Source organism: Microcystis sp. M_OC_Ca_00000000_C217Col (genome assembly GCF_007095585.1).
Taxonomy (GTDB): domain Bacteria; phylum Cyanobacteriota; class Cyanobacteriia; order Cyanobacteriales; family Microcystaceae; genus Microcystis; species Microcystis panniformis.
Genome location: NZ_SFBV01000310.1, coordinates 1 through 20,502 on the forward strand (window position 1 = coordinate 1; position 20,502 = coordinate 20,502).

The following is a 20,502-nucleotide window of genomic DNA, read 5'->3' on the forward strand; positions in this document are numbered from 1 at the left end:
CAAAAACCTGATGAAAACAATCGTTATTGGATAGCAGAGATTAACTTATTTTTGGGAGTCTGGCAGGGAAAAAAAGCTGAAGTGACAGCCTATTGGTTGCGTTGGTGGGATAAGTCGGGCAATCTGTTATTATGGGGGAGTGAACGAGTCGCACAAACTGAATATCAACTCGAACAGGAGCGAATGTTACGGCACAAATTAGCTGAAAAATTAAGAGAAATAGGCGTTGAACCAGAAACCTTGTAGGAGACTTGTCAAATGCTGATAAAATCATGGAAGAAATCTTGGTAATGATTCGGGGCTGAAGATGCAACCTAACCTAACAAATGACTTAAATCACATTCTTGCCCATACTAAAACCCTGTGGGAGGAATTGCGGGGACAACGGATATTTATTACTGGAGGTACAGGCTTTTTTGGCTGCTGGCTTTTAGAGAGTTTTATTTGGGCTAATGATCAGCTAGACTTAAAAGCATCGGCAAGGAAATCTATCCTCGATGGGATACTAGATATTATTCGGGATCACAAACCAATATTTTTCTGAGTTAGAAAATTATGAGACATAAAATTGTTGAACAAGATTTGAGGCAAATTATTGCAGCTGATTTACCTTGGCAAACTTTGGCAGGAAAAACAGTTTTTATTTCGGGAGCCAATGGATTTTTACCAGCTTACATCGTGGAAACCTTGCTCTATTTGAATGAACAAAAAAAACATTCTTCTATCAAAGTGATTGGCTTAGTCAGAAATAAGGAGAAAGCCTTAAAACGATTGGAGTTTTACCAGAATAGAACCGATTTAGAGTTAATTGAGCAGGATGTTTCTAGTCCGATTTCTTTAGACTTGAAAATAGATTTTATCATTCATGCTGCCAGTCAAGCCAGTCCGAAGTATTATGGGAAAGATCCAGTGGGAACATTATTAGCGAATACTGTAGGAACTTATAATCTTCTCGAACTTGCTCAACTCCATCAAGTGGAAAGCTTTCTCTATTTCAGTAGTAGTGAGGTGTATGGAAAAGTTGATCCCTCTTGTGAGCAAATTAGGGAAGATAATTATGGTTATCTGGATCCGACCTTAGTTCGTTCCTGTTATGCTGAAAGCAAGCGTATGGGCGAAAATATGTGTGTTTCTTGGTTTCATCAATACAACATTCCTACTAAAATTGTCCGTCCTTTTCATACTTATGGGCCGGGGTTAAGCTTGGATGATGGTCGAGTCTATGCAGATTTTGTAGCTGATATTGTCAACAATCGTGATATAATTATGAAAAGTGACGGAAGCGCTCGTCGCGCTTTTTGTTATTTAGCCGATGCCGTTCAAGGTTTTTTAACTATTCTTCTGAAGGGGGAGAATGGACAAGCCTATAATTTAGGAAATCCTCAAGGGGAGATAAGTATATTAGAATTGGCGGTGAAACTTGTGGATTTATTTCCTGAAAAAGGATTAAAACTCCTTCGCCAACCCATCCAAGATAATCCCGATTATATTCCGAGTCAAGTCTCCCGGAATTGTCCGGATATTTCTAAGTTATTGGCCTTAGGGTGGCAACCGCAAACCAGCATTGAAGAAGGTTTTAAACGTACAATTGGGAGTTTTTTATGAAGTTATTGGACAGGAAACAACACTATCATTTGGGACAGATCAATAAACAGCAGTATATTGATGAAATGTATCAATTTCACCAAGTTCTGTTTGACTATTCTGAACTTCTCAAGGATACTGACATTGCTAGTATTAGGATTCAAGACGATGGAGTTGTATTTACTTCTAGGGAACAAGGAATCAATGTCTGGTGTAATCAGCCAGATAAACGAGCGGCACCCTTTGAAATACTCAATTTTAATTTCTATGAACCAGCAGAAAGTCATTTAATTTTTGAGTTAATTTCAACCTTGGGAGACTCCTGTAATATCTTTGATATTGGAGCTAATATTGGCTGGTATTCTCTAAGTATTGCCAAGCGATTTAATCAAGCTAAGATATGGTCATTTGAACCAGTAAAATCAACTTTTGATTACTTTCAAAAAAATCTAGACTTAAACTTAGAGATTAAAAACATAACTCTCTACAATTTTGGATTTTCTAATCAAAACGAAACGTTAAAATTTTACGTTCAACCGGAAGCTTCTGTGAGTGCGTCTTTAGTGAATATTACAGAGAGTGAAACCATTAAAGAAATAACTTGCGAAGTGAAAAGGTTGGATGAATTTATCGATGAAAATCCTGTCAAGATAGATTTTATTAAATGTGATGTGGAAGGAGCAGAACTTTTAGTTTATCAAGGAGGTCTGGAGACAATTAAACGAGACAAACCAATAATTTTTACAGAGATGCTCAGAAAATGGTCAGCCAAATTTAATTACCACCCTAATCAGATCATTGACTTAATGGCTGAGATCGGTTATGATTGCTTTACCGTTTGTGATCATAATTTATCCCGATTTTCCCTCATGGACGATACGACTCTAGAAACTAACTTTTTCTTTCTTCATCGAGAAAAACATAGCCAACAAATTCAAAACTTTGTATCAACAAAAACTACCTCATGATTGAACGCCAATGCTCGAAAAATTAGCCAAACAAATCCGTCTAATTTCCTTACAAATGGTTCATCGAGCCAATGCCTCTCACATTGGCAGTTGCTTAAGTATGGCTGATTTATTAGCTGTGCTATATGGCAAAATTCTCCGAGTTGATCCGACTAACCCAAATTGGCTAGACCGCGATCGATTTATTCTCAGTAAAGGTCATAGTGCGGCTATTCTCTACGCAGTACTGGCTGAACGGGGATTTTTTCCCCTAGAATGGCTAGAAACCTATTGTCAAGATGGTTCTAAGTTAACTGGTCATATCAGTCATTATCTACCCGGAATAGAAGCCTCTACCGGGTCTTTAGGTCATGGTTTACCTATCGGTTGTGGTATAGCTCTAGCTGGTAAACGTGAAGATAAACCCTACCGAGTATTTGTTCTAGTTAGTGATGGCGAAATGGATGAAGGCTCAAACTGGGAATCAATTTTATTTGCGCCTCAGCATCAACTCGATAACCTAGTTGTTATTGTGGACTATAACAAGATTCAGAGTTTTGGCACGGTCAAAGAAGTGCTTGACCTTGAACCCTTAACAGCTAAATTCCAGGCATTTCGTTGGTCAGTGCGAGAAATTGACGGTCATAATTTCCAGCAGATTGAAGATGCTTTCAATAGTGTTCCTTTTGAAAAGGGCAAACCTAGCTGTATTATCGCCCATACTGTTAAGGGAAAAGGAGTCAGTTTTATGGAAAATCAACTGGCTTGGCATTACAAGTCACCGAATCAAGAACAACTAGAACAAGCCGTAGCAGAAATTGAGGGGAAATCATGAGAACAGCTTTTATCAATACGCTTTGTGAAATAGCCAAGAAAGATGAGAGGATTTGGCTTCTTTGCGGAGACTTAGGCTATTCTGTCCTCGAAGGATTTGCAGGCCAATTTCCTCAACGATTTGTGAATGTGGGTATTGCCGAACAAAACATGATCGGCATAGCTGCGGGTCTAGCAATGTCTGGCAAAATCGTCTTTGCCTATTCTATTGTCAATTTTCCGATCATGCGATGTTTTGAACAGATTCGTAATGATGTCTGTTATCACAATCTCAATGTTAATATTGTTGCTGTTGGTGGTGGACTGACCTACGGTTCTCTGGGTTATACTCATCATGGCATGGAAGATTTGGCGGTGATGAGAGTGTTGCCTAATATGACTGTTATCGCTCCAGGGGATCCTCTAGAAGCTAAATTAGCTACTCAAGCTATTGTTAACCTATCTAGTCCGTGTTATTTAAGATTAGGGAAAGCCGGTGAACCTCAAGTTCACCCTAGGGAACCTCAGTTTGAAATTGGTAAGGCAATCGAGTTACAGTCGGGAACAGATTTGACCTTAATCAGTATAGGGGGAATGCTAGATTTAACCGTTAAAGCGGCTGAAAAACTGACGATGCAGGGTTATTCTATTGAAGTTTTGAGTATGCCGACTCTCTACCCTCTAGATGAACAATCTATCTTACAATCTGCCCAAAAGACTAAGAAGATAATCACCCTAGAAGAACATGGAATTGGCGGTTTAGGAAGTGCAGTTGCAGAAGTTCTGGCACAGTCGAGCGAAACTGTTGAATTTAAGCCTTTAAGGTTAAAAAGAGAAGCAGTTAAAACCGCCGGTAGTCAAACAGTTTTACGTTCCCAACAAGGACTTGATTTGGATGGCATTGTGCAATCGGCTCTGGCCATGCTACAAAGAGTGTATTAGCCATTTTACAGGTGAGGAGAAGGTAAAGACCAATGTAATCACTAATTGTCAAAATAAACTTGAAAAATGTATCTGTTCCAAAAAAGTAAATTTGTTAGATTTTTGTTAGTGGGGGTAATTAATACCTTATTTGGTTATTCCGTCTTTGCCTTGCTGATTTGTCTAGGATTAGATTATCGCTATTCCTTACTTATCGCTACTATTTGCGGGGTATTATTCAACTTTAAAACTATCGGAGCTATCGTTTTTAAAGACCAAAATAATCGACTACTAACTCGCTTTATTGGTGTTTATTTAGTGATTTACTTATTAAACGCTGAATCCTTACGAATTGTTAAGATGCTAGGAATCAATATCTTAGTGGCACAAGCTATCTTAGTATTGCCTCTAGCAATTGTTTCTTATTTCTTGAATAAAACCTTTGTTTTTAGAGGAAATAGACAATGAAAAAAATTAGTGTAGTGACTCCTTGCTATAATGAGGAGGGGAATATCGAAGAGATTTATCTTCAAGTCAAACAGATTTTTGCGGACTTAGAAAAATATGATTATGAACATCTATTTATTGATAATGCTTCTCAGGATAAAACGGTGGACATTCTTAAAGGTATTGGCATCAAAGATTCCAATGTCAAAATTATCGTTAATGCTCGAAACTTTGGGGCAATTCGATCGATTTACTATGGAATAACTCAGCCAGATGCTGATGCTGTTGTCTTAATTTTTGCTGATTTACAAGATCCACCAGACTTGATTGTTGATTTTATCAAAAAATGGGAAGAGGGCTATCACATAGTCAAAGGAATAAAAACTTCAAGTGAAGAAAATTTTCTACTGTATAGTATCCGGAGTTTTTATTACTTTCTTGTCACTCAGTTATCGGATATTAAGCCTACTGCTCATTTTACAGGTTTTGGACTCTATGATAAAAAGGTCGTGGAAGTTTTGAAAAAAATTGACGATCCTTATCCATACCTAAGAGGTATTATTTCAGAGATCGGCTTTGACAGTGCTGAGATTGAGTACAAACAACGGCAGCGTAAAAAAGGGAAGAGTAGTTATCGAAATTTTTATAGGCTTTATGACGCTGCGATGCTAGGCATTACCAGCCATTCTAGTGTTCCTTTGAGGATTGCTACATTTTTGGGTTTTGCTTTGTCTCTGCTGAGTTTGCTAGTGGCGTTAGGTTATTTAATCGCCAAATTGTTGTTCTGGGATTATTTCCCTTTAGGAACCGCACCAATCATGATCGGACTATTTTTACTCGCTTCGGTGCAGTTATTTTTTATCGGTATTATTGGGGAATACATTGGCTTAATGCACATGAGAATTTTAAAAAGGCCTTTAGTTGTCGAACGAGAACGGATTAACTTTGAGTGAGTGACTGTATTTGTTATACTAACTCAATCTTGGAGGACAAATGGTAATGGTTAGGCGTTGGGTTTCATGCTTCAACCCAACCTACTTTCATCTTATATTTAATTCCACTGGTTAAATCTTTATCCCAGAAGGGTTCGGGATCAACCACAGAGACACAAAGAACACAAAGATTGATCGATCCTATGATAAGTTATACCATTTCTCTAAATGAAAACTACACATCGAATTTAAGTCACCCTTTTTAAGGGGGATTTAGGGGGATTAAACTTCTGTAGTCAGACTTTGGAGAATTGGTATTAAAGGTTCTTCGTTACTTGGTATGGTTCGATCGGGGGGCATAAATCGACTAAATCCTTATCTGACAAGAGACTTAATTGATTAGTTCGCTCTAGAGCAAAAACAATTGACAAAAATCGCTAAATGCCTTTCTATATAAAGGTTCCATCCCTGCCAAAAACGCCTACCTCAAACTAATGGGTAGGCGTAGTTTATCGATTACTCTACCTAAACTCTCTGTAAAACTCTGGCATAGACAAAATCAGCCAACTGTGTACCCGACCAGAAACCGTGGTCACCGTCCCATTGGAAGTGAACTCCCAGATAAACACGGCTGCGACCATTTTCCAAAGCCGCCGAACTAAAACTATTATAGGTGCGTTTAATCCCCTCGGCGTTAGGATCGTCCGTGTCGGCGGTAAAAGTGACGTTATCAGTACCAAAGAAATTACGCATAATCCCAGCGTGGGCCGCCCCAAAAGTGGCATGACCAGAAACATAGGCAGGGAAAGCGGGACTAAAACGCTGACCGGCGGTATTAATTGATAGGGGTTGCCAATTGGGATCAGCTTCGGTTAAAAGATTACCATCTTGATCGGCCAGACGGATCGCTGTTTCCGGTCGCCAGAGATTAATCGGCAGCCGGTACTTAGCATCCCACGCGACAATAGCGGCATCACCCATGACTAAACCCACTAGGGCAAATAAACGCGCTGTTTCCAGTAGAGATAAATTTCTTTGTTGGGCAACAATTTGGGTAATGCGGAACAGATGGCCAGGGGGTTTATAGGTTCCATCCACATCATTCGCCCAGAAAAAGGCAATTATAGCCTCTTCAGCAGTACGCACAGGGGAATTGGCCGCCCCTAACAGTTTGACTTCGTTAAACTGGGCCGCATATTCAGGACTACGGAGAAGGTCGATTGTATTAGCATAGTTACCCGGAAAGGGCGGCCGAAATTGACTCCCAGAAGTCATGACAAAGGGAGTCACGTCCGGCCATTGGGGGGCAACCGCATCCCCAGATCCTGTCGGTCGCCAATCCCCCGGCTGATTACCCGGTTTATACAGGGGAGGTTGGCCAGAACCGTCATTCTGACGCAGGGTGAGAATGGAATCGGCCACGGCCTGCCCAAACGTTTTACCTTTGGTATCGGCATCGGACATCTTAACCACGTTTAATCTTTGCAGGGATGTATCCAAAGCAGTATTAAAAGTCATGGTCAGATTGACATAAATCCGGCTAAGAATACGATGGGCCGCATAAACCGCCGCTATTTCAGGAGAAGTACCGGGATGGGGCGTTAACTTTAAATTGCTGGGATAGGGACTGTATAAATTCCCCGAAAGGGCATTAATGGCGTTAAACATCGCCACCTGTAACATCGCCCCCGCCCGGGCAATCGGTGTCGGACCGCCACCAATTTTCCGAATGGTTTCTAAAAAAACGTCATTCCACTCGATAATTACGTTCATATCGTTACCTCCTTTAATATCGCAACTTTGACCTAACAGCCCCAGTCTATTGGATAAATTCAATAGTAACCATGGAAGTTTAGGCTGTTAACAAGAAGTTAAGTGACATAAATCCCACTTTAAAGCCCTGGCAATTTGTCAACTACTTTTTACAAAAATTAACTATTGCAGTTATTAGTTATCAGATTTGACTGTTCAGTTCACTGATGACTGTTTACTGATAACCGAAAAACCTGCCACTTGCCACTTTTCTATAGCGATTTAGTCTGATTGACGATTCGATCGTAAAATAGCAACAGATCAAGAGAGTACAGGTTAAATATGCCGAAATTTGTTGTCTGGGGTAGTTATTGTGAAAACGTGCTGGAAAAACGCGCACCCTATCGTCAAGCGCATCTAGAGGGATTAAATCAACAGAAAGAACGGGGAATTCTCATTACTATCGGACCAACGGCAGATTTAAGCCAAGTTTTCGCAATTTATCAGGCAGCCAGCCAGTCAGAAGTGCGAGAATTAGACGATGGGGGTTCAGTTGTCATTATTCTCAGTTGTAAACATCGAAAAAACGCTTACAGCTGGTTATAATATAAGTCCATCCCCTCTAGATTGATCCCTAAAGAGTGAAAAAATGGTAAATAACCAAATTGATTTACGGTGGTGGCTACTGAGCAACTTGGCAAGTATTCAATCTTTGTCAATTATTTACAGAATATCGGTAATAGTCACTTTTATTGTCTTCATTTTTTTAGCTTTTTCTCCCCTTATATTCCCGAGAACTGCCACGAGTAAGCTCCAGAAATTTCTATTGTCAAATCTGATATTTATTATATCTTTAGTGACTTTTATTTTAGCAGCACGCTGGCCGGGTTTCTTGCCCCCAATGCTAAACCCCGATGAGGCACTATTTACCGCAGGTGCGCTCAAACTGTTGAAGGATCCAGTTTTTTGGCGTGCGGTAGATACCGGTTCATCTGGACCCCTCAATGTCTATCCTCTGACTCTACCAGCTTTTTTCGGGTTCAGAATTGAATATGCTAGTAGTCGTGTTATCGGCTTAATCATGATAATTGCTGCTATTGTTTGTCTTTATTATGCTTTATCCACTCTCTACTATAAGAGCCTTTCTCGCCTAGCAATAGTTCCCGTTGTTACCACTGTCGCCTTAATGAAATTTTTTGACTATGTGCATTATACAAGTGAACATTTTTCGGTGGCAATATTAAGTGTGGCTTTGTTAATCGTTTGTAAATATTATGCTGGTAATTTATCTAATCCTAATCGCCTGATATTTGCCTTGGGTTTTATCCTGGGACTTACTCCCTTTGCCAAAATGCAGTCAGTTCCTATAGCTTTCTCAATTGCTTGTATATTTTTGCACATACTCTGGCTAAAAAGCAGAGCGAGAGGTCAATTCATCAGGAGTCTTGCTGCTTTCTTTCTTGGGGGAATCTTGTTCTCGGCTTTAGTTATACTATATCTAACAATTTTCTCAATCTATGATGCTTTCTGGAAATCTTATATACAACAAAATTTATTGATTTATTCTACCCATGGTTTGATGGGAAACGTAAATCAACTAAGCTTTTTCAGAAAAATTCTCAGATTTCTGAATATGTTAAGAAAAGTGCAAGATACACAGATATTATTTTTATTAACAGCAATTACGTTGATAGTAGGAATACCATTTTTAATAATAAAGCGTTTTTTCTTAAGCCTAAATCAAGAAAAGTCTAACACATTTTACTTTGTCTATTACAGTTTATTTATTTTGGCCGCGTCGAGTTATTCAATTATTAGACCGGGGAACGGGTTTACTCATTATTTACTGTTTCTAATCATACCTAGTGGATTGATTATCGGCGTTTTTCTAGGTGAACTGGCAAAAGTCTTACAGCTGTCGCAATTGGACTTTTCAAACTTAAGATTTTCTCTTTTAACAGGTGTAATTTTTATTACAGTTGCTAGTAGTTTTTTAGAAGTTGCCACAACGATAATATCAGATAATTTTTACCTTAATAATCGCAGAAGATTTGCTAGAAATTATCTTAGTCCGATTGCTAAAACTATTCTCAAGTATGCTTCTCCTGGTGAATCTATGGCTGTCTGGGGATGGGCCTCAGAGTTATATGTTGACACGGGACTGGTAACAGCGACAATAGATAGTGTTTCCGTTTGGCAAATCCTACCAGGTTCACTGCAAGAATATTTTCTGAAAAGATACGCAGACGATCTTATTAATTCTAATGCTAAGTTATTTGTTGATGCTGTGGCTCCAAGAATGTTTTTCTTTACCGATAGAGAAACTCAGGGACACGAAGTTTTTCCTGAAATTGCTAGGGTTATCAAGGAAAATTATCGGCTAGTTGATGAAGTTCAAGGAGTTCGTATTTATCTTAAAAAATAATTATAGGCTGCCTTTTTCCTGATTTGAGAACCCCGTAAACGATCCGAATAAGTTTGTAAATCATCACCCCAACCATCTCCATTCTACAGTATCTGTGTACTTCACCCACTTTTCCATAGCAATTTAGTCTGATTGACGATTCGATCGTAAAATAGCAACAGAGCAAGAGAGTACAGGTCAAATATGCCGAAATTTGTTGTCTGGGGTAGTTATTGTGAAAACGTGCTGGAAAAACGCGCACCCTATCGTCAAGCGCATCTAGAGGGATTAAATCAACAGAAAGAACGGGGAATTCTTATTACTATCGGACCAACGGCAGATTTAAGCCAAGTTTTTGGAATTTATCAGGCAGCCAGCGAGTCAGAAGTGCGAGAATTAATCGAAGCGGATCCCTATTGGCAAAATGGTATCTGGATAGAGTACCAAGTCAAGGAATGGATTCAAGCCATCTAAGGGGACTATCAGCTATATTTTTCTGTAAGGGTGTTCTCATAAAATTTTCCAACTACGCAACTAATCAAACTCATCTCCGGTCAAGTCTGAGGATATTTTCAAGGATAAACCGGAGTTATCCCTTATCGATTCAAGCTGACAGCTGATAGCTTGCCTAATTTTTGCTTATCGCCATGGTTTACATCAAAAAGGTCGAACTCTCACACTTCAAATCCTTCGGGGGAACGACTCCCATCCCCTTTTTACCGGGGTTTACGGTGGTTTCTGGTCCAAATGGTTCGGGAAAGTCGAATATTCTCGACGCATTGCTATTTTGCTTGGGATTAGCTACATCCAAGGGAATGCGGGCCGAAAGATTACCGGATTTAGTCAATCACAGCTATAACAGTCAACGTCATAGCACCGAAGCGAGTGTTTCGGTGACTTTTGATGTTAGCGATATTCCCGACGCAACCGATAGGGATTGGACGGTTTCCCGACGCTTAAAAGTGGCTAAGGGTGGCAGCTATACTTCTACCTACTATATCAATGGGGAAACCTGTACGGTTAGCGAACTTCACGACCAGTTGAACCGTTTACGCATCTATCCCGAAGGGTACAACGTGGTGTTACAGGGGGACGTAACCCGAATTATCAGCATGAATGCTAAGGAAAGACGGGAAATTATCGACGAATTGGCAGGAGTAGCCGAATTTGACCGCAAAATTGAGAAAACTAAGGATAATATCGATTCGGTTAAAGAAAGGGAAGAACGCTGCCAAATTATTGCCACAGAATTGCAAAAATCTCTGGAGAAATTAGCACTCGATCGCATTAAAGCCGAAAAATACCAAAAACTCAAGGCCCAAGTCCAAGAAAAACAACAATGGGAAATTGTCCTCCATTGGCAAAATCTCCAGCAGCGCTGCCAGCAAGTAAAAGAACAAATTAAAGCTGGGGAAAGGGAAAAACAGCTTTTAACGGAGACTATCGCCAATTTATCCGAACAAATCGCCCAAAATAGTCAAGAATTAGAGAAACTCAATCAACAGGTCAAAGCTTTCGGGGAAGATGAACACCTGTCCCTAACTTCCCGATTAGCAAGTCAACAGGCCAAACGACAACAACAGCAACAACGACAAAAAGAGCTAGAAAACCTTGAAAAAGAATCTCAGGCACAAAAAACCAGACTTTTAGAGGAAATTAATCGTTATAATCGCGAATTAAACCTGATTACTGCTGAAAAAAGCCGTTTAGAAACTGAAATTTTACCCAATCTCCTACGGACAACCCAAACCGCAAGGGAAACCCTAGAAACCCATCGTCTGCAAGCAAGTAGTCTCGCGGAAGCGTCAGAAGCATGGGTAAAAGAACAAAGCGACCTTTCCCGCAATATTACCCGTCTTCAGGAACAATTAAACCCCTACCGTAGCCAACGGGCCCAATTGACCGAAAGATGCGATCGATTGCAAACTAATATAGTAGAAGCTGGTCAACGTCTGCAAGAATTAGAGCAAGTGGTTAGCACAAAAACCGAAGAAAGTCAAGAAATATTACAAAAAATTAATCAAGCGGAACCCGATATCCAAAATTTAGCCCAAAAACTCACCCTTGCTGAACAAAATCACGTTATCAGTCAGGACACCCAAAAACGTCTGCTCAAGGAACAACGGGACAAACAGAGGGAATTAGATAAACTGGAAGCGACCAAGCAAGCGCAACAGGAGGCCCAGGGAACCTATGCCACTCAAATATTATTACAGTCAGATTTGCCCGGAATCTGCGGATTAGTGGCACAATTGGGCGAAGTAGAGGAACGTTATCAAATTGCTCTGGAAATCGCCGCCGGAGGTCGTTTAGGTCATGTAGTCGTCCAAGATGATAGCGTTGCGGCCGCCGGAATTGCCTTGCTAAAACAGCGTCGCATCGGTAGGGCCACTTTTTTACCCCTGAATAAAATTCGTCCTCCCCGTCCCCAGGATATTTCCTCTCTGCGTCATGCGCGGGGTTATCTGGATTTAGCGGTGAATTTGGTTAAGTTTCAACCCCAGTATCGGGAGGTTTTTAACTATATTTTTGGCAGTACCGTGGTTTTCGAGGATATAGATTCTGCCCGTTATTATATCAATCAATATCGCATTGTTACGTTGGATGGCGAGTTATTAGAGATGACTGGTGCTATGACCGGAGGCAGCCAACCGACGCGATCGGGGCTGCGTTTTGGTAAAATTTCTCCTAAGGAGTCTAGTGAAGCGGAATCTCTACGGGAAAGATTAGCAGAAATCGATCGCATTCTTACCCGCAACGAAGAAAAAATTACCCAAGTTAATCATCTTATCAGTCAGTTAACCCAACAGTTAACCGAAACCCGTCAAAGTCATCGGGAAAATCAATTATCTCTACAACAATTAAGCAAGGATTTACAACGTTTAACCACAGAAAAAGAGGATTTAAACCGTCAATTATCGGGCCAGCAAGAGGAAATTACTATTTCTCGTCAACGGTTAGAAGTATTAACCAGAGAAATTCCTGAGTTAGAGTTATCTTTACAGCAAGAACAGGAGAAATTAACTGCTTTAGAGGCCAATCATACCCATAGCGAATGGCAACAGGTACAGGGAATAATTCGCACTCAAGAATTGCAGTTACAAACCCAAGAAAATCACCTCGCTACAGTCCGCGAACAGTTAAAAGACCTACAAAATCAACAGATCAGACTAGAGGAAAAAAGTCAAGAGTCTGGGGATAGAATTATTGAGATTGAGAAAATAATTACCGATGCAGTTAATCAGAGAAATATCGGTAATCTGGAGATAGAAAAACTTGATCACAATATTTTAGAAATCAATCAAGCTTTACAGCAATTATCCCGACAACTAGGGGAAACCAAGCAAAAAAGAGACCAATTAGAGACAGTTTTGCGACAACAACAAAACCAACAACAACAGGCCATCTGGCAATCGGAAAAGTTAGTCAACAATCAAGAGGAAAGACAAGCATTACTAACCACTTTACAGACAGAAATTAGTCAACTAGAAAGCGACTTACCCAATCCCTTGCCCGAAATTCCTGAAAGCGATCGAGATTTCGAGAAAATTCAAAGCGATATTCGGCAGTTACAAAAGAAATTGGAAGCTTTAGAACCGGTGAATATGTTAGCTTTAGAAGAATACCAAAAAACTAAAGAGAGATTAGATGAACTATCAGAAAAACTGCAAACTCTAGAAGGAGAAAGAACCGAACTACTTTTGCGGATAGAAAACTTTACCACCCTCAGATTTAATGCTTTTCAGGAAGCATTTACTGCCGTTAACGAAAACTTTAAGAATATATTTGCTACCCTGTCCGATGGCGATGGTTACTTACAATTAGAAGACGAAAATGACCCCTTTAATGGTGGCTTAAATCTGGTGGCCCATCCCAAAGGAAAACCCGTACAGCGATTAAGTTCCATGTCTGGAGGTGAAAAATCTTTAACCGCTTTAAGCTTTATTTTTTCCCTACAAAGATATCGTCCTTCTCCCTTTTATGCGTTTGATGAAGTGGATATGTTTTTAGATGGGGCCAATGTAGAGAAATTGGCCAAAATGATTCAAAAACAAGCACAACAAGCACAGTTTATTGTCGTTAGTTTGCGTCGGCCGATGATTGAAGCTTCCGAAAGAACCATCGGTGTCACCCAAGCGCGGGGAACCCATACACAGGTACTAGGAATTAAAGTTTAACCTAAGACGCAAGTGGGGTGTGGGGTGTGACCCCCCCAACCCCCCCGACATCGGGGGGGGTAGTGGGGTGTGGGGTGTGGGGTGTGGGGAGAATAAATAAAAAAGTCTCCTATCTCCTATCTCCTATCTCCTGACTTGAAAATAGAAGCTGAAATAACGCAAATTAGTCAATCATACGGTCATCCGTTCAGTATAGGCTACATATCAGCAGAGACACTCCTGCAAGGGGAGTGACTCTCAAATTATTACAGATGCGTCAGCGGCTGCGTGTAAGCATCCCACCGAAAAACTAATGCGCGGGGGGTTTGGGGGCGGCGCCACGCCCCCAACGGGGGGTTTGGGGGGTAGAACCCCCCAAAAGCTTGGATTGAGTCATAAAATCCGAAGTAATACTAAATCCCTTGAGTAACGCACAGAAAGCTTTTCAGTGACTCAGTAAACAGTAATCAGTGAACTGAAAACTCACATCTGATAACTGATAACTGATAACTGATAACTGATAACTGATAACTGATGACTGATGACTGATAACTGATAACTGATAACTGATAACTGCCAGACAAGCCGGACAAAGTTAAGTTATATTAAGATTACTCAGAATGCGTCTCCATCCCCTTCAGAAATCTCATGACTCAACCGCAAGCACAACGCATCCTCTACGTTAGACTCCCCTGTAACCCCATTTTCCCCATCGGTGTCGTTTATCTTTCCGACCACGTTCATAAACTATTCCCCGACATCGAACAAAGGATTTTTGACCTTGGTACCGTCCCCCCCTTAGACTTTAACCAGGCACTCGATCGCTGTGTTGACGAATTTCAGCCCACCCTGCTAGTATTCTCCTGGCGGGATATTCAAATATATGCCCCCGTCGGTGGTCGCGGTGGTAATCCCCTGCAAAACGCCTTTGAATTTTACTACGCTAAAAACCCCCTAATTAAGCTGCGCGGTGCTTTAGGAGGTTTAAAGGTGACAACCGCCTACTACGGCGAATTATGGCGCAATCAGGGACTAATTCGCCGCGGGTTGCAGCGGGCCAGAAAATACCATCCCGAAGCGCGAGTTATCGTCGGGGGTGGTGCCGTCAGTGTTTTCTACGAACAACTAAAAACCAAACTGCCCACAGGAACAATTGTATCAGTCGGAGAAGGGGAAACCCTGCTAGAAAAATTCCTCTCCGGCCGGGACTTTAGCGATGAACGTTGTTATGTCGTCGGAGAAACCACACCCCGGCCGCGTTTAATCCACGAATCCCCCACCCCCTTAGAAAAATCCGCTTGTAACTACGACTATATCGCCAGTATTTGGCCGGAATTTTCCTACTATTTCCAAGAAAACGACTTTTATATCGGGGTGCAAACCAAGCGCGGCTGTCCCCATAACTGCTGCTACTGCATCTATACCGTCGTTGAAGGCAAACAAGTACGCATTAATCCCGCCGATGAAGTAGTTAAGGAAATGCGCCAATTATACGACCGCGGCATTCGCAATTTCTGGTTTACCGATGCCCAATTTATCCCCACCAGAAAATTTATCAACGACGTAGAAGAACTATTAGAAAAAATTCTCGCTGCTGGGATGAAAGATATCCATTGGGCTGCCTATATTCGCGCCGATAATCTCACCCCGAAACTGTGCGATTTAATGGTAAAAACAGGCATGAACTACTTTGAAATTGGCATCACAAGTGGTTCTCAGGAATTAGTCCGTAAAATGCGGATGGGCTATAATTTGCGGACAGTTCTGCAAAATTGTCGAGACTTAAAAGCGGCGGGTTTTAATGATCTGGTTTCGGTAAATTATTCCTTTAATGTTATTGATGAAACCCTAGAAACTATTCGTCAAACTATCGCCTATCATCGGGAATTAGAAAATATTTTTGGAGTCGATAAAGTGGAACCAGCCATCTTTTTTATCGGACTACAACCCCACACCCATCTAGAAGAATACGCCTTCAAAAAAGAAATTATTAAACCCGACTATGATCCCATGAGTTTAATGCCCTGGACAGCCAAAAAACTGCTCTGGAATCCCGAACCTTTGGGGTCATTCTTTGGCGAAGTTTGTCTGCAAGCATGGCGACAGAATCCTGATGATTTTGGACGGGAAGTGCTGAAAATTTTGGAAGCAAGACTAGGGAAGGCCGATTTAGAATCCGCTTTAACCGCACCGATAGAAACTAAGAAAAAAGTCTTAACTCCTGCTTAAAAATTATCAGATCCCCCCGCCTATCGGCACCCCCCTTATCAAGGGGGGCGGGGGGGATCGAACCTAAAATCCATTTTAAATTTAATTATAACCAGCTACTTAGAAACTAAGGAAAAAGTCTTAACTCCTGCTTAAAAATTAATTTTAGTCAATCCCAAGGCAGCAATTAGCGTTACCATGAGTCTGAAATCAGGAGATGATCAAAATCCCTTTACCGGTAACTGCAAAATGACCGACCATCGCCCCCATTGGCTAGAATTAGCGGAATATATCGCCCTAGGATTAACCCTGCTTACCCTTATGGCCATGGGTGCGGAGTTTTTGCCTTTGTTCCTCCTAGTCGTGACTTTCGGGTTGAATATTCTCAATCGTCTCCGAGAAAGAACTAGGCAACGTCAACGCTTAACCGAGATAACCGGTCATTTACAGAGTCAGTGGGAAGAAGAAAAAGAAGCTTTATCGGCACAAATACAGTCCCTCAGTCCCGCAGTGGCCAGGGATAACGCTCGTGCGGTCGCAGAATTAGAGGAGAATATTCTCGTCCTCGAACAGTCCCACAATCAAATTATTCAATATATCAACCGTAACGGGCTGCTGGAACGCATCGAACATCTGGAAAAATCCTACGGTCGCTTACACAGAGATATTTTGCCGCTTAACGAAGAATCGGCCGATATTCCCGCCACAAAAGCGGAAAATGAGCCACAAATCACCCTACCTACCCTTAATTTAACTCCCACTTCCCCCCCCGTCGATATACCCCATTGGCACTATTATCGCCGTCTGGCCGCCCATCGGGAAATGATTACAGCGATCGCAATTACCGAGGATCAACGGTTTTTAATTAGCGTTAGTTGGGATCGTACCCTAAAAATCTGGGATTTTGCCACAGGAACCCTGATTAATACGGTAGAAGCTCACGATCAGGGCATTTTAGCCCTAGCAGTGACCGGAAACGGCGATTATCATCTAGCGACGGGAGGATTCGATCAAACCGTTAAATTATGGACGTTAGCCGGCGATGGCAGTAGTCTGGAATTAAATCAAATTTTCCTCGGTCATCTCGGTTCGATTCACGGCCTGGATTTTGCCCCCCGTTGGCATTTTTTGGTTAGCGGTAGTTACGATCAAACCCTAAAACAGTGGAATTTAGAGCAGGAAAACGAAGCATTTAGCTCCTATGACAGTCTAGGGGCAATTTATGCCCTAGCAGTGGCTCCTAATCAAGATTTTATCGCCGCAGCTGGAGGTGATGGCACTGTCACCCTCTGGCAATTGGGATCGGGAGCAAAAATCGCCGTCCTATCTGGTAACGTTTCTTCGGTGCAGAGTCTGGCGATCGCTGCCGATAGTCAGATTATTGCCGCCGGTTGTGTGGATGGGACGGTGAAAATCTGGCAATACGACCCAGAGAAAAGCGGTCATTTTGCGCCAATTCGGGTGATTAATGCCCATAATGGTCAGGTGACAAGCTTGGTATTTGCAGAGGAGGGTCAATGGTTATTTACCGGGGGAACCGACGGAGAGATTAAAATCTGGTTAGCCAATTCTCAACAGGCGATCGCAACTCTTAGCAGCGACAATGGGCGATCATCGCCGATCTCCAGTTTAGTTCTCAGCCCCGATTATTGTCACCTAGCAGCGGCTGCGGCCGACGGTAGCATCATCATCTGGGAAAATATCACTTAATGGTCGATCGAACTAGAAAAATTGTATAATGTAATGTCCCGGACTCGATCGGGCCAGTTTGACCCCAAGAAAAAGTGACTGAGTTAACTGTCGTTTCTGCCTAATAGTTGTCATCGGGGCATCGAGAACGCGCGAGCGATCGCTTATCCCAGAATCATTACCCATAGTAAAAAATTCAGAATGAAGACTCCAACAGATCAAAGATTTGATTACGTCAAAATCGGTTTAGCGTCCCCCGAAAGAATTCGGCAATGGGGAGAAAGAAACCTGCCTAACGGTCAAGTCGTCGGAGAAGTAACCAAACCAGAAACGATCAACTATCGGACTCTCAAACCGGAAATGGATGGGTTATTCTGCGAGAAAATTTTTGGACCCTCGAAGGACTGGGAATGTTGGTGCGGTAAATACAAACGCGTCCGTCACCGGGGAATTGTCTGTGAACGTTGCGGAGTGGAAGTCACCGAGTCGCGGGTACGTCGTCATCGCATGGGTTTTATCAAATTAGCTGCCCCCGTCACCCACGTTTGGTATCTCAAAGGTATTCCCAGCTATCTCAGTATCCTGCTCGATATGCCCCTGCGGGACGTGGAGCAAATCGTCTATTTTAATGCCTATGTGGTTCTCGATCCGGGTAATGCCGGCAATCTTAGTTATAAACAACTCCTCAGCGAAGATCAATGGTTAGAGATCGAAGAGGAAATCTACGCGGAGGATTCGGAATTAGTCGGTATTGAAGTGGGTATCGGGGCCGAGGCTATCCAAAGACTCTTACAGGAAATTAACCTGGAAGAAGAAGCGGAAAGACTGCGGACGGAAATTGTCGAAAGTAAGGGGCAAAAACGGGCAAAATTAATTAAACGTCTCCGGGTAATCGATAACTTTGTCGCCACGGGTTCTCAGGCAGAATGGATGGTTTTAAGCGTAATTCCCGTGATTCCCCCCGATTTACGCCCGATGGTGCAGTTGGACGGCGGCCGTTTTGCCACCTCTGACCTGAACGATCTCTACCGTCGGGTGATTAACCGCAATAACCGTTTATCCCGTCTGCAAGAAATTCTCGCCCCCGAAATTATCGTCCGCAATGAAAAACGGATGTTACAGGAGGCCGTCGATGCTTTAATTGATAACGGTCGTCGCGGTCGCACGGTGGTGGGGGCCAATAATCGCGCCCTGAAGTCTTTATCGGATATTATCGAGGGTAAACAGGGGCGTTTCCGTCAAAATCTCCTCGGTAAACGGGTGGACTATTCGGGACGTTCGGTTATCGTTGTTGGTCCGAAATTGAAGATCTATCAATGCGGTTTACCCCGGGAAATGGCGATCGAATTGTTCCAACCCTTCGTTATCCATCGTTTAATTAAATTAGGCATCGTCAATAATATCAAGGCAGCCAAGAAAATGATCCAACGGGGGGATGCCAATGTTTGGCACGTCTTGGATGAAGTAATCACGGGACACCCGGTGATGTTAAACCGCGCCCCTACCCTGCACCGTTTGGGCATTCAAGCGTTTGAACCGATACTGGTGGAGGGCCGGGCGATTCAGTTACATCCCCTCGTCTGTCCCGCTTTTAACGCTGACTTTGACGGGGACCAAATGGCCGTACATATTCCCCTCTCCCTGGAGGCACAATCGGAAGCGCGCTTGTTGATGTTGGCCTGTCATAATATTCTCTCACCGGCGACCGGTCGCCCGATTGTTGCCCCTTCTCAGGATATGGTTTTGGGTTGTTATTATCTCACGGCCGAAAATCCCAAGGCCCAAAAGGGTGGAGGTCGTTATTTCGCCAGCATGGATGACGCTATTCGCGCTTTTGATCAGGGATTGGTAGATCTGCACGCTTCCGTGTGGTTGCGTTTACCGGTGGGAGAAAAGGTGAAAACCAATAAACCCGATGAGGAAGTCCTGGAAACGGAAACTCTCCCCGATGGCAGCATCTGGAAATATTATCGGGAACGCAAAACCCGCGAGAAGGATGGTCAGATAATTGCTCAGTATGTCCGTACTACAGTAGGGCGAATTATCTACAATAAGACGATTCTAGAAGCTTTGGTGGTCTAGAGAGAGATTAGGTTAGGGTGGGCAATGCCCACCTTAATTTTTAGGCTAAAGCGGCAATACATTCTATTTCCACTAGCACATCTTTGGGAAGACGGGCCACCTCCACACAGGCCCGGGCCGGGGCGGTTTCCGGGGGGAAATAACGGGCATAAACTTGATTCATCGCCCCGAAATTGGCTAAATCCGAGAGAAAGACGGTAGTTTTCACCACATTTGACCAATTAGCCCCAGCAGCGGTTAAAATGCCCTCTAGATTGGCCATAACTTGTTCGGTTTGGGCGCTAATTTCCCCGGAGACGATTTCACCCGTGACGGGATCTAGGGGAATTTGTCCCGCAACAAAGAGAAAAGGACCAGGAGCGGCGATCGCTTGATTATAGGGACCCACAGGGGCTGGAGCTTTATGAGTACGGATGACCTGATTATTCATGGGCAGGATAGTTAAAAAAGATGACATTGAATCAATTGAATATTTTCCCAGTTTTTCGATCGCTTGTAGTTAATTTTCACCGGTTAGGAAGCTTAATTTTTACTGATTGTCTTTGTCGAAGGTGCGCTAAAAGCGA

Annotated in this window: 17 protein-coding genes and 1 pseudogene; 15 read left to right on the top strand and 3 right to left on the bottom strand. The window is 42.4% G+C overall.

Annotated features, from left to right (window positions below):
- The 8 genes and pseudogenes from EWV66_RS19720 to EWV66_RS19755 form a co-directional block, all read left to right on the top strand.
- Positions 1–246, top strand: a pseudogene (locus tag EWV66_RS19720) (hypothetical protein); the annotation flags it as partial.
- A gap of 61 nt (positions 247–307) precedes the next feature.
- On the top strand, positions 308–544 hold the full coding sequence (locus EWV66_RS19725; protein WP_052276400.1) for an NAD(P)-dependent oxidoreductase: 237 nt from the start codon (positions 308–310) through the stop codon (positions 542–544).
- A gap of 11 nt (positions 545–555) precedes the next feature.
- Positions 556–1,605, top strand: coding sequence for an NAD-dependent epimerase/dehydratase family protein (locus EWV66_RS19730; RefSeq protein WP_052276399.1), 1,050 nt, complete (start codon positions 556–558; stop codon positions 1,603–1,605).
- Positions 1,602–2,552: an FkbM family methyltransferase gene (locus EWV66_RS19735; RefSeq protein WP_287108992.1), complete on the top strand. Its 951-nt coding sequence runs from the start codon at positions 1,602–1,604 to the stop codon at positions 2,550–2,552. Before EWV66_RS19730 ends, EWV66_RS19735 begins: the two co-directional genes overlap by 4 nt.
- Before the next feature lie 10 nt (positions 2,553–2,562).
- Positions 2,563–3,366, top strand: coding sequence for a transketolase (locus EWV66_RS19740; RefSeq protein ID WP_052276397.1), 804 nt, complete (start codon positions 2,563–2,565; stop codon positions 3,364–3,366).
- Positions 3,363–4,286, top strand: coding sequence for a transketolase family protein (locus tag EWV66_RS19745; RefSeq protein WP_052276396.1), 924 nt, complete (start codon positions 3,363–3,365; stop codon positions 4,284–4,286). The genes EWV66_RS19740 and EWV66_RS19745 overlap by 4 nt, the downstream gene beginning before the upstream one ends.
- Positions 4,287–4,352: 66 nt before the next feature.
- The gene (locus tag EWV66_RS19750) at positions 4,353–4,733 is read left to right on the top strand and encodes a GtrA family protein (protein WP_052276395.1); all 381 of its coding nucleotides are present in this window, start codon (positions 4,353–4,355) and stop codon (positions 4,731–4,733) included.
- Entirely contained in the window at positions 4,730–5,665 is a 936-nt protein-coding gene (locus EWV66_RS19755) for a glycosyltransferase family 2 protein (protein ID WP_287108989.1), read from the top strand. Before EWV66_RS19750 ends, EWV66_RS19755 begins: the two co-directional genes overlap by 4 nt.
- A gap of 504 nt (positions 5,666–6,169) precedes the next feature.
- On the opposite strand, the gene EWV66_RS19760 is transcribed toward EWV66_RS19755, so the two are convergent.
- On the bottom strand, positions 6,170–7,417 hold the full coding sequence (locus EWV66_RS19760) for a vanadium-dependent haloperoxidase (RefSeq protein WP_287108988.1): 1,248 nt from the start codon (positions 7,415–7,417) through the stop codon (positions 6,170–6,172).
- 321 nt (positions 7,418–7,738) lie between these two features.
- Between EWV66_RS19760 and EWV66_RS19765 the strand changes: the two genes are divergently transcribed.
- From EWV66_RS19765 to smc, 4 genes are all read left to right on the top strand, one after another.
- Positions 7,739–8,002, top strand: a complete 264-nt coding sequence (locus EWV66_RS19765; protein WP_353734445.1) for a YciI family protein — start codon at positions 7,739–7,741, stop codon at positions 8,000–8,002.
- Between the two features lie 250 nt (positions 8,003–8,252).
- Complete coding sequence (locus EWV66_RS19770) at positions 8,253–9,821, top strand: hypothetical protein (RefSeq protein ID WP_287108987.1); 1,569 nt, start codon at positions 8,253–8,255, stop codon at positions 9,819–9,821.
- A 183-nt stretch (positions 9,822–10,004) separates the two neighbouring features.
- Positions 10,005–10,274 carry a YciI family protein gene (locus tag EWV66_RS19775; RefSeq protein WP_287108986.1) on the top strand — a complete coding sequence of 90 codons (270 nt, stop codon included), beginning with the start codon at positions 10,005–10,007 and terminating at the stop codon, positions 10,272–10,274.
- Between the two features lie 173 nt (positions 10,275–10,447).
- Positions 10,448–13,978 carry a chromosome segregation protein SMC gene (gene smc, locus EWV66_RS19780; RefSeq protein WP_287108985.1) on the top strand — a complete coding sequence of 1,177 codons (3,531 nt, stop codon included), beginning with the start codon at positions 10,448–10,450 and terminating at the stop codon, positions 13,976–13,978.
- Positions 13,979–14,424: 446 nt separating this feature from the next.
- Here smc and EWV66_RS19785 read toward each other — a convergent pair whose 3' ends face one another.
- Complete coding sequence (locus tag EWV66_RS19785; RefSeq protein ID WP_287108984.1) at positions 14,425–14,550, bottom strand: hypothetical protein; 126 nt, start codon at positions 14,548–14,550, stop codon at positions 14,425–14,427.
- Positions 14,551–14,605: 55 nt separating this feature from the next.
- On the opposite strand from EWV66_RS19785, the gene EWV66_RS19790 reads away from it, so the two are divergent.
- From EWV66_RS19790 to EWV66_RS19800, 3 genes are all read left to right on the top strand, one after another.
- Positions 14,606–16,186: a photosystem II high light acclimation radical SAM protein gene (locus EWV66_RS19790; protein WP_287108982.1), complete on the top strand. Its 1,581-nt coding sequence runs from the start codon at positions 14,606–14,608 to the stop codon at positions 16,184–16,186.
- Positions 16,187–16,363: 177 nt separating this feature from the next.
- Entirely contained in the window at positions 16,364–17,875 is a 1,512-nt protein-coding gene (locus EWV66_RS19795; RefSeq protein WP_185236953.1) for a WD40 repeat domain-containing protein, read from the top strand.
- 180 nt (positions 17,876–18,055) lie between these two features.
- Positions 18,056–19,936 (top strand): DNA-directed RNA polymerase subunit gamma, encoded by a 1,881-nt coding sequence (locus EWV66_RS19800; protein ID WP_052276391.1) that lies wholly within the window; start codon positions 18,056–18,058, stop codon positions 19,934–19,936.
- Between the two features lie 40 nt (positions 19,937–19,976).
- Here EWV66_RS19800 and EWV66_RS19805 read toward each other — a convergent pair whose 3' ends face one another.
- Complete coding sequence (locus tag EWV66_RS19805) at positions 19,977–20,393, bottom strand: RidA family protein (protein WP_081417862.1); 417 nt, start codon at positions 20,391–20,393, stop codon at positions 19,977–19,979.
- Positions 20,394–20,502: the final 109 nt, after the last annotated feature.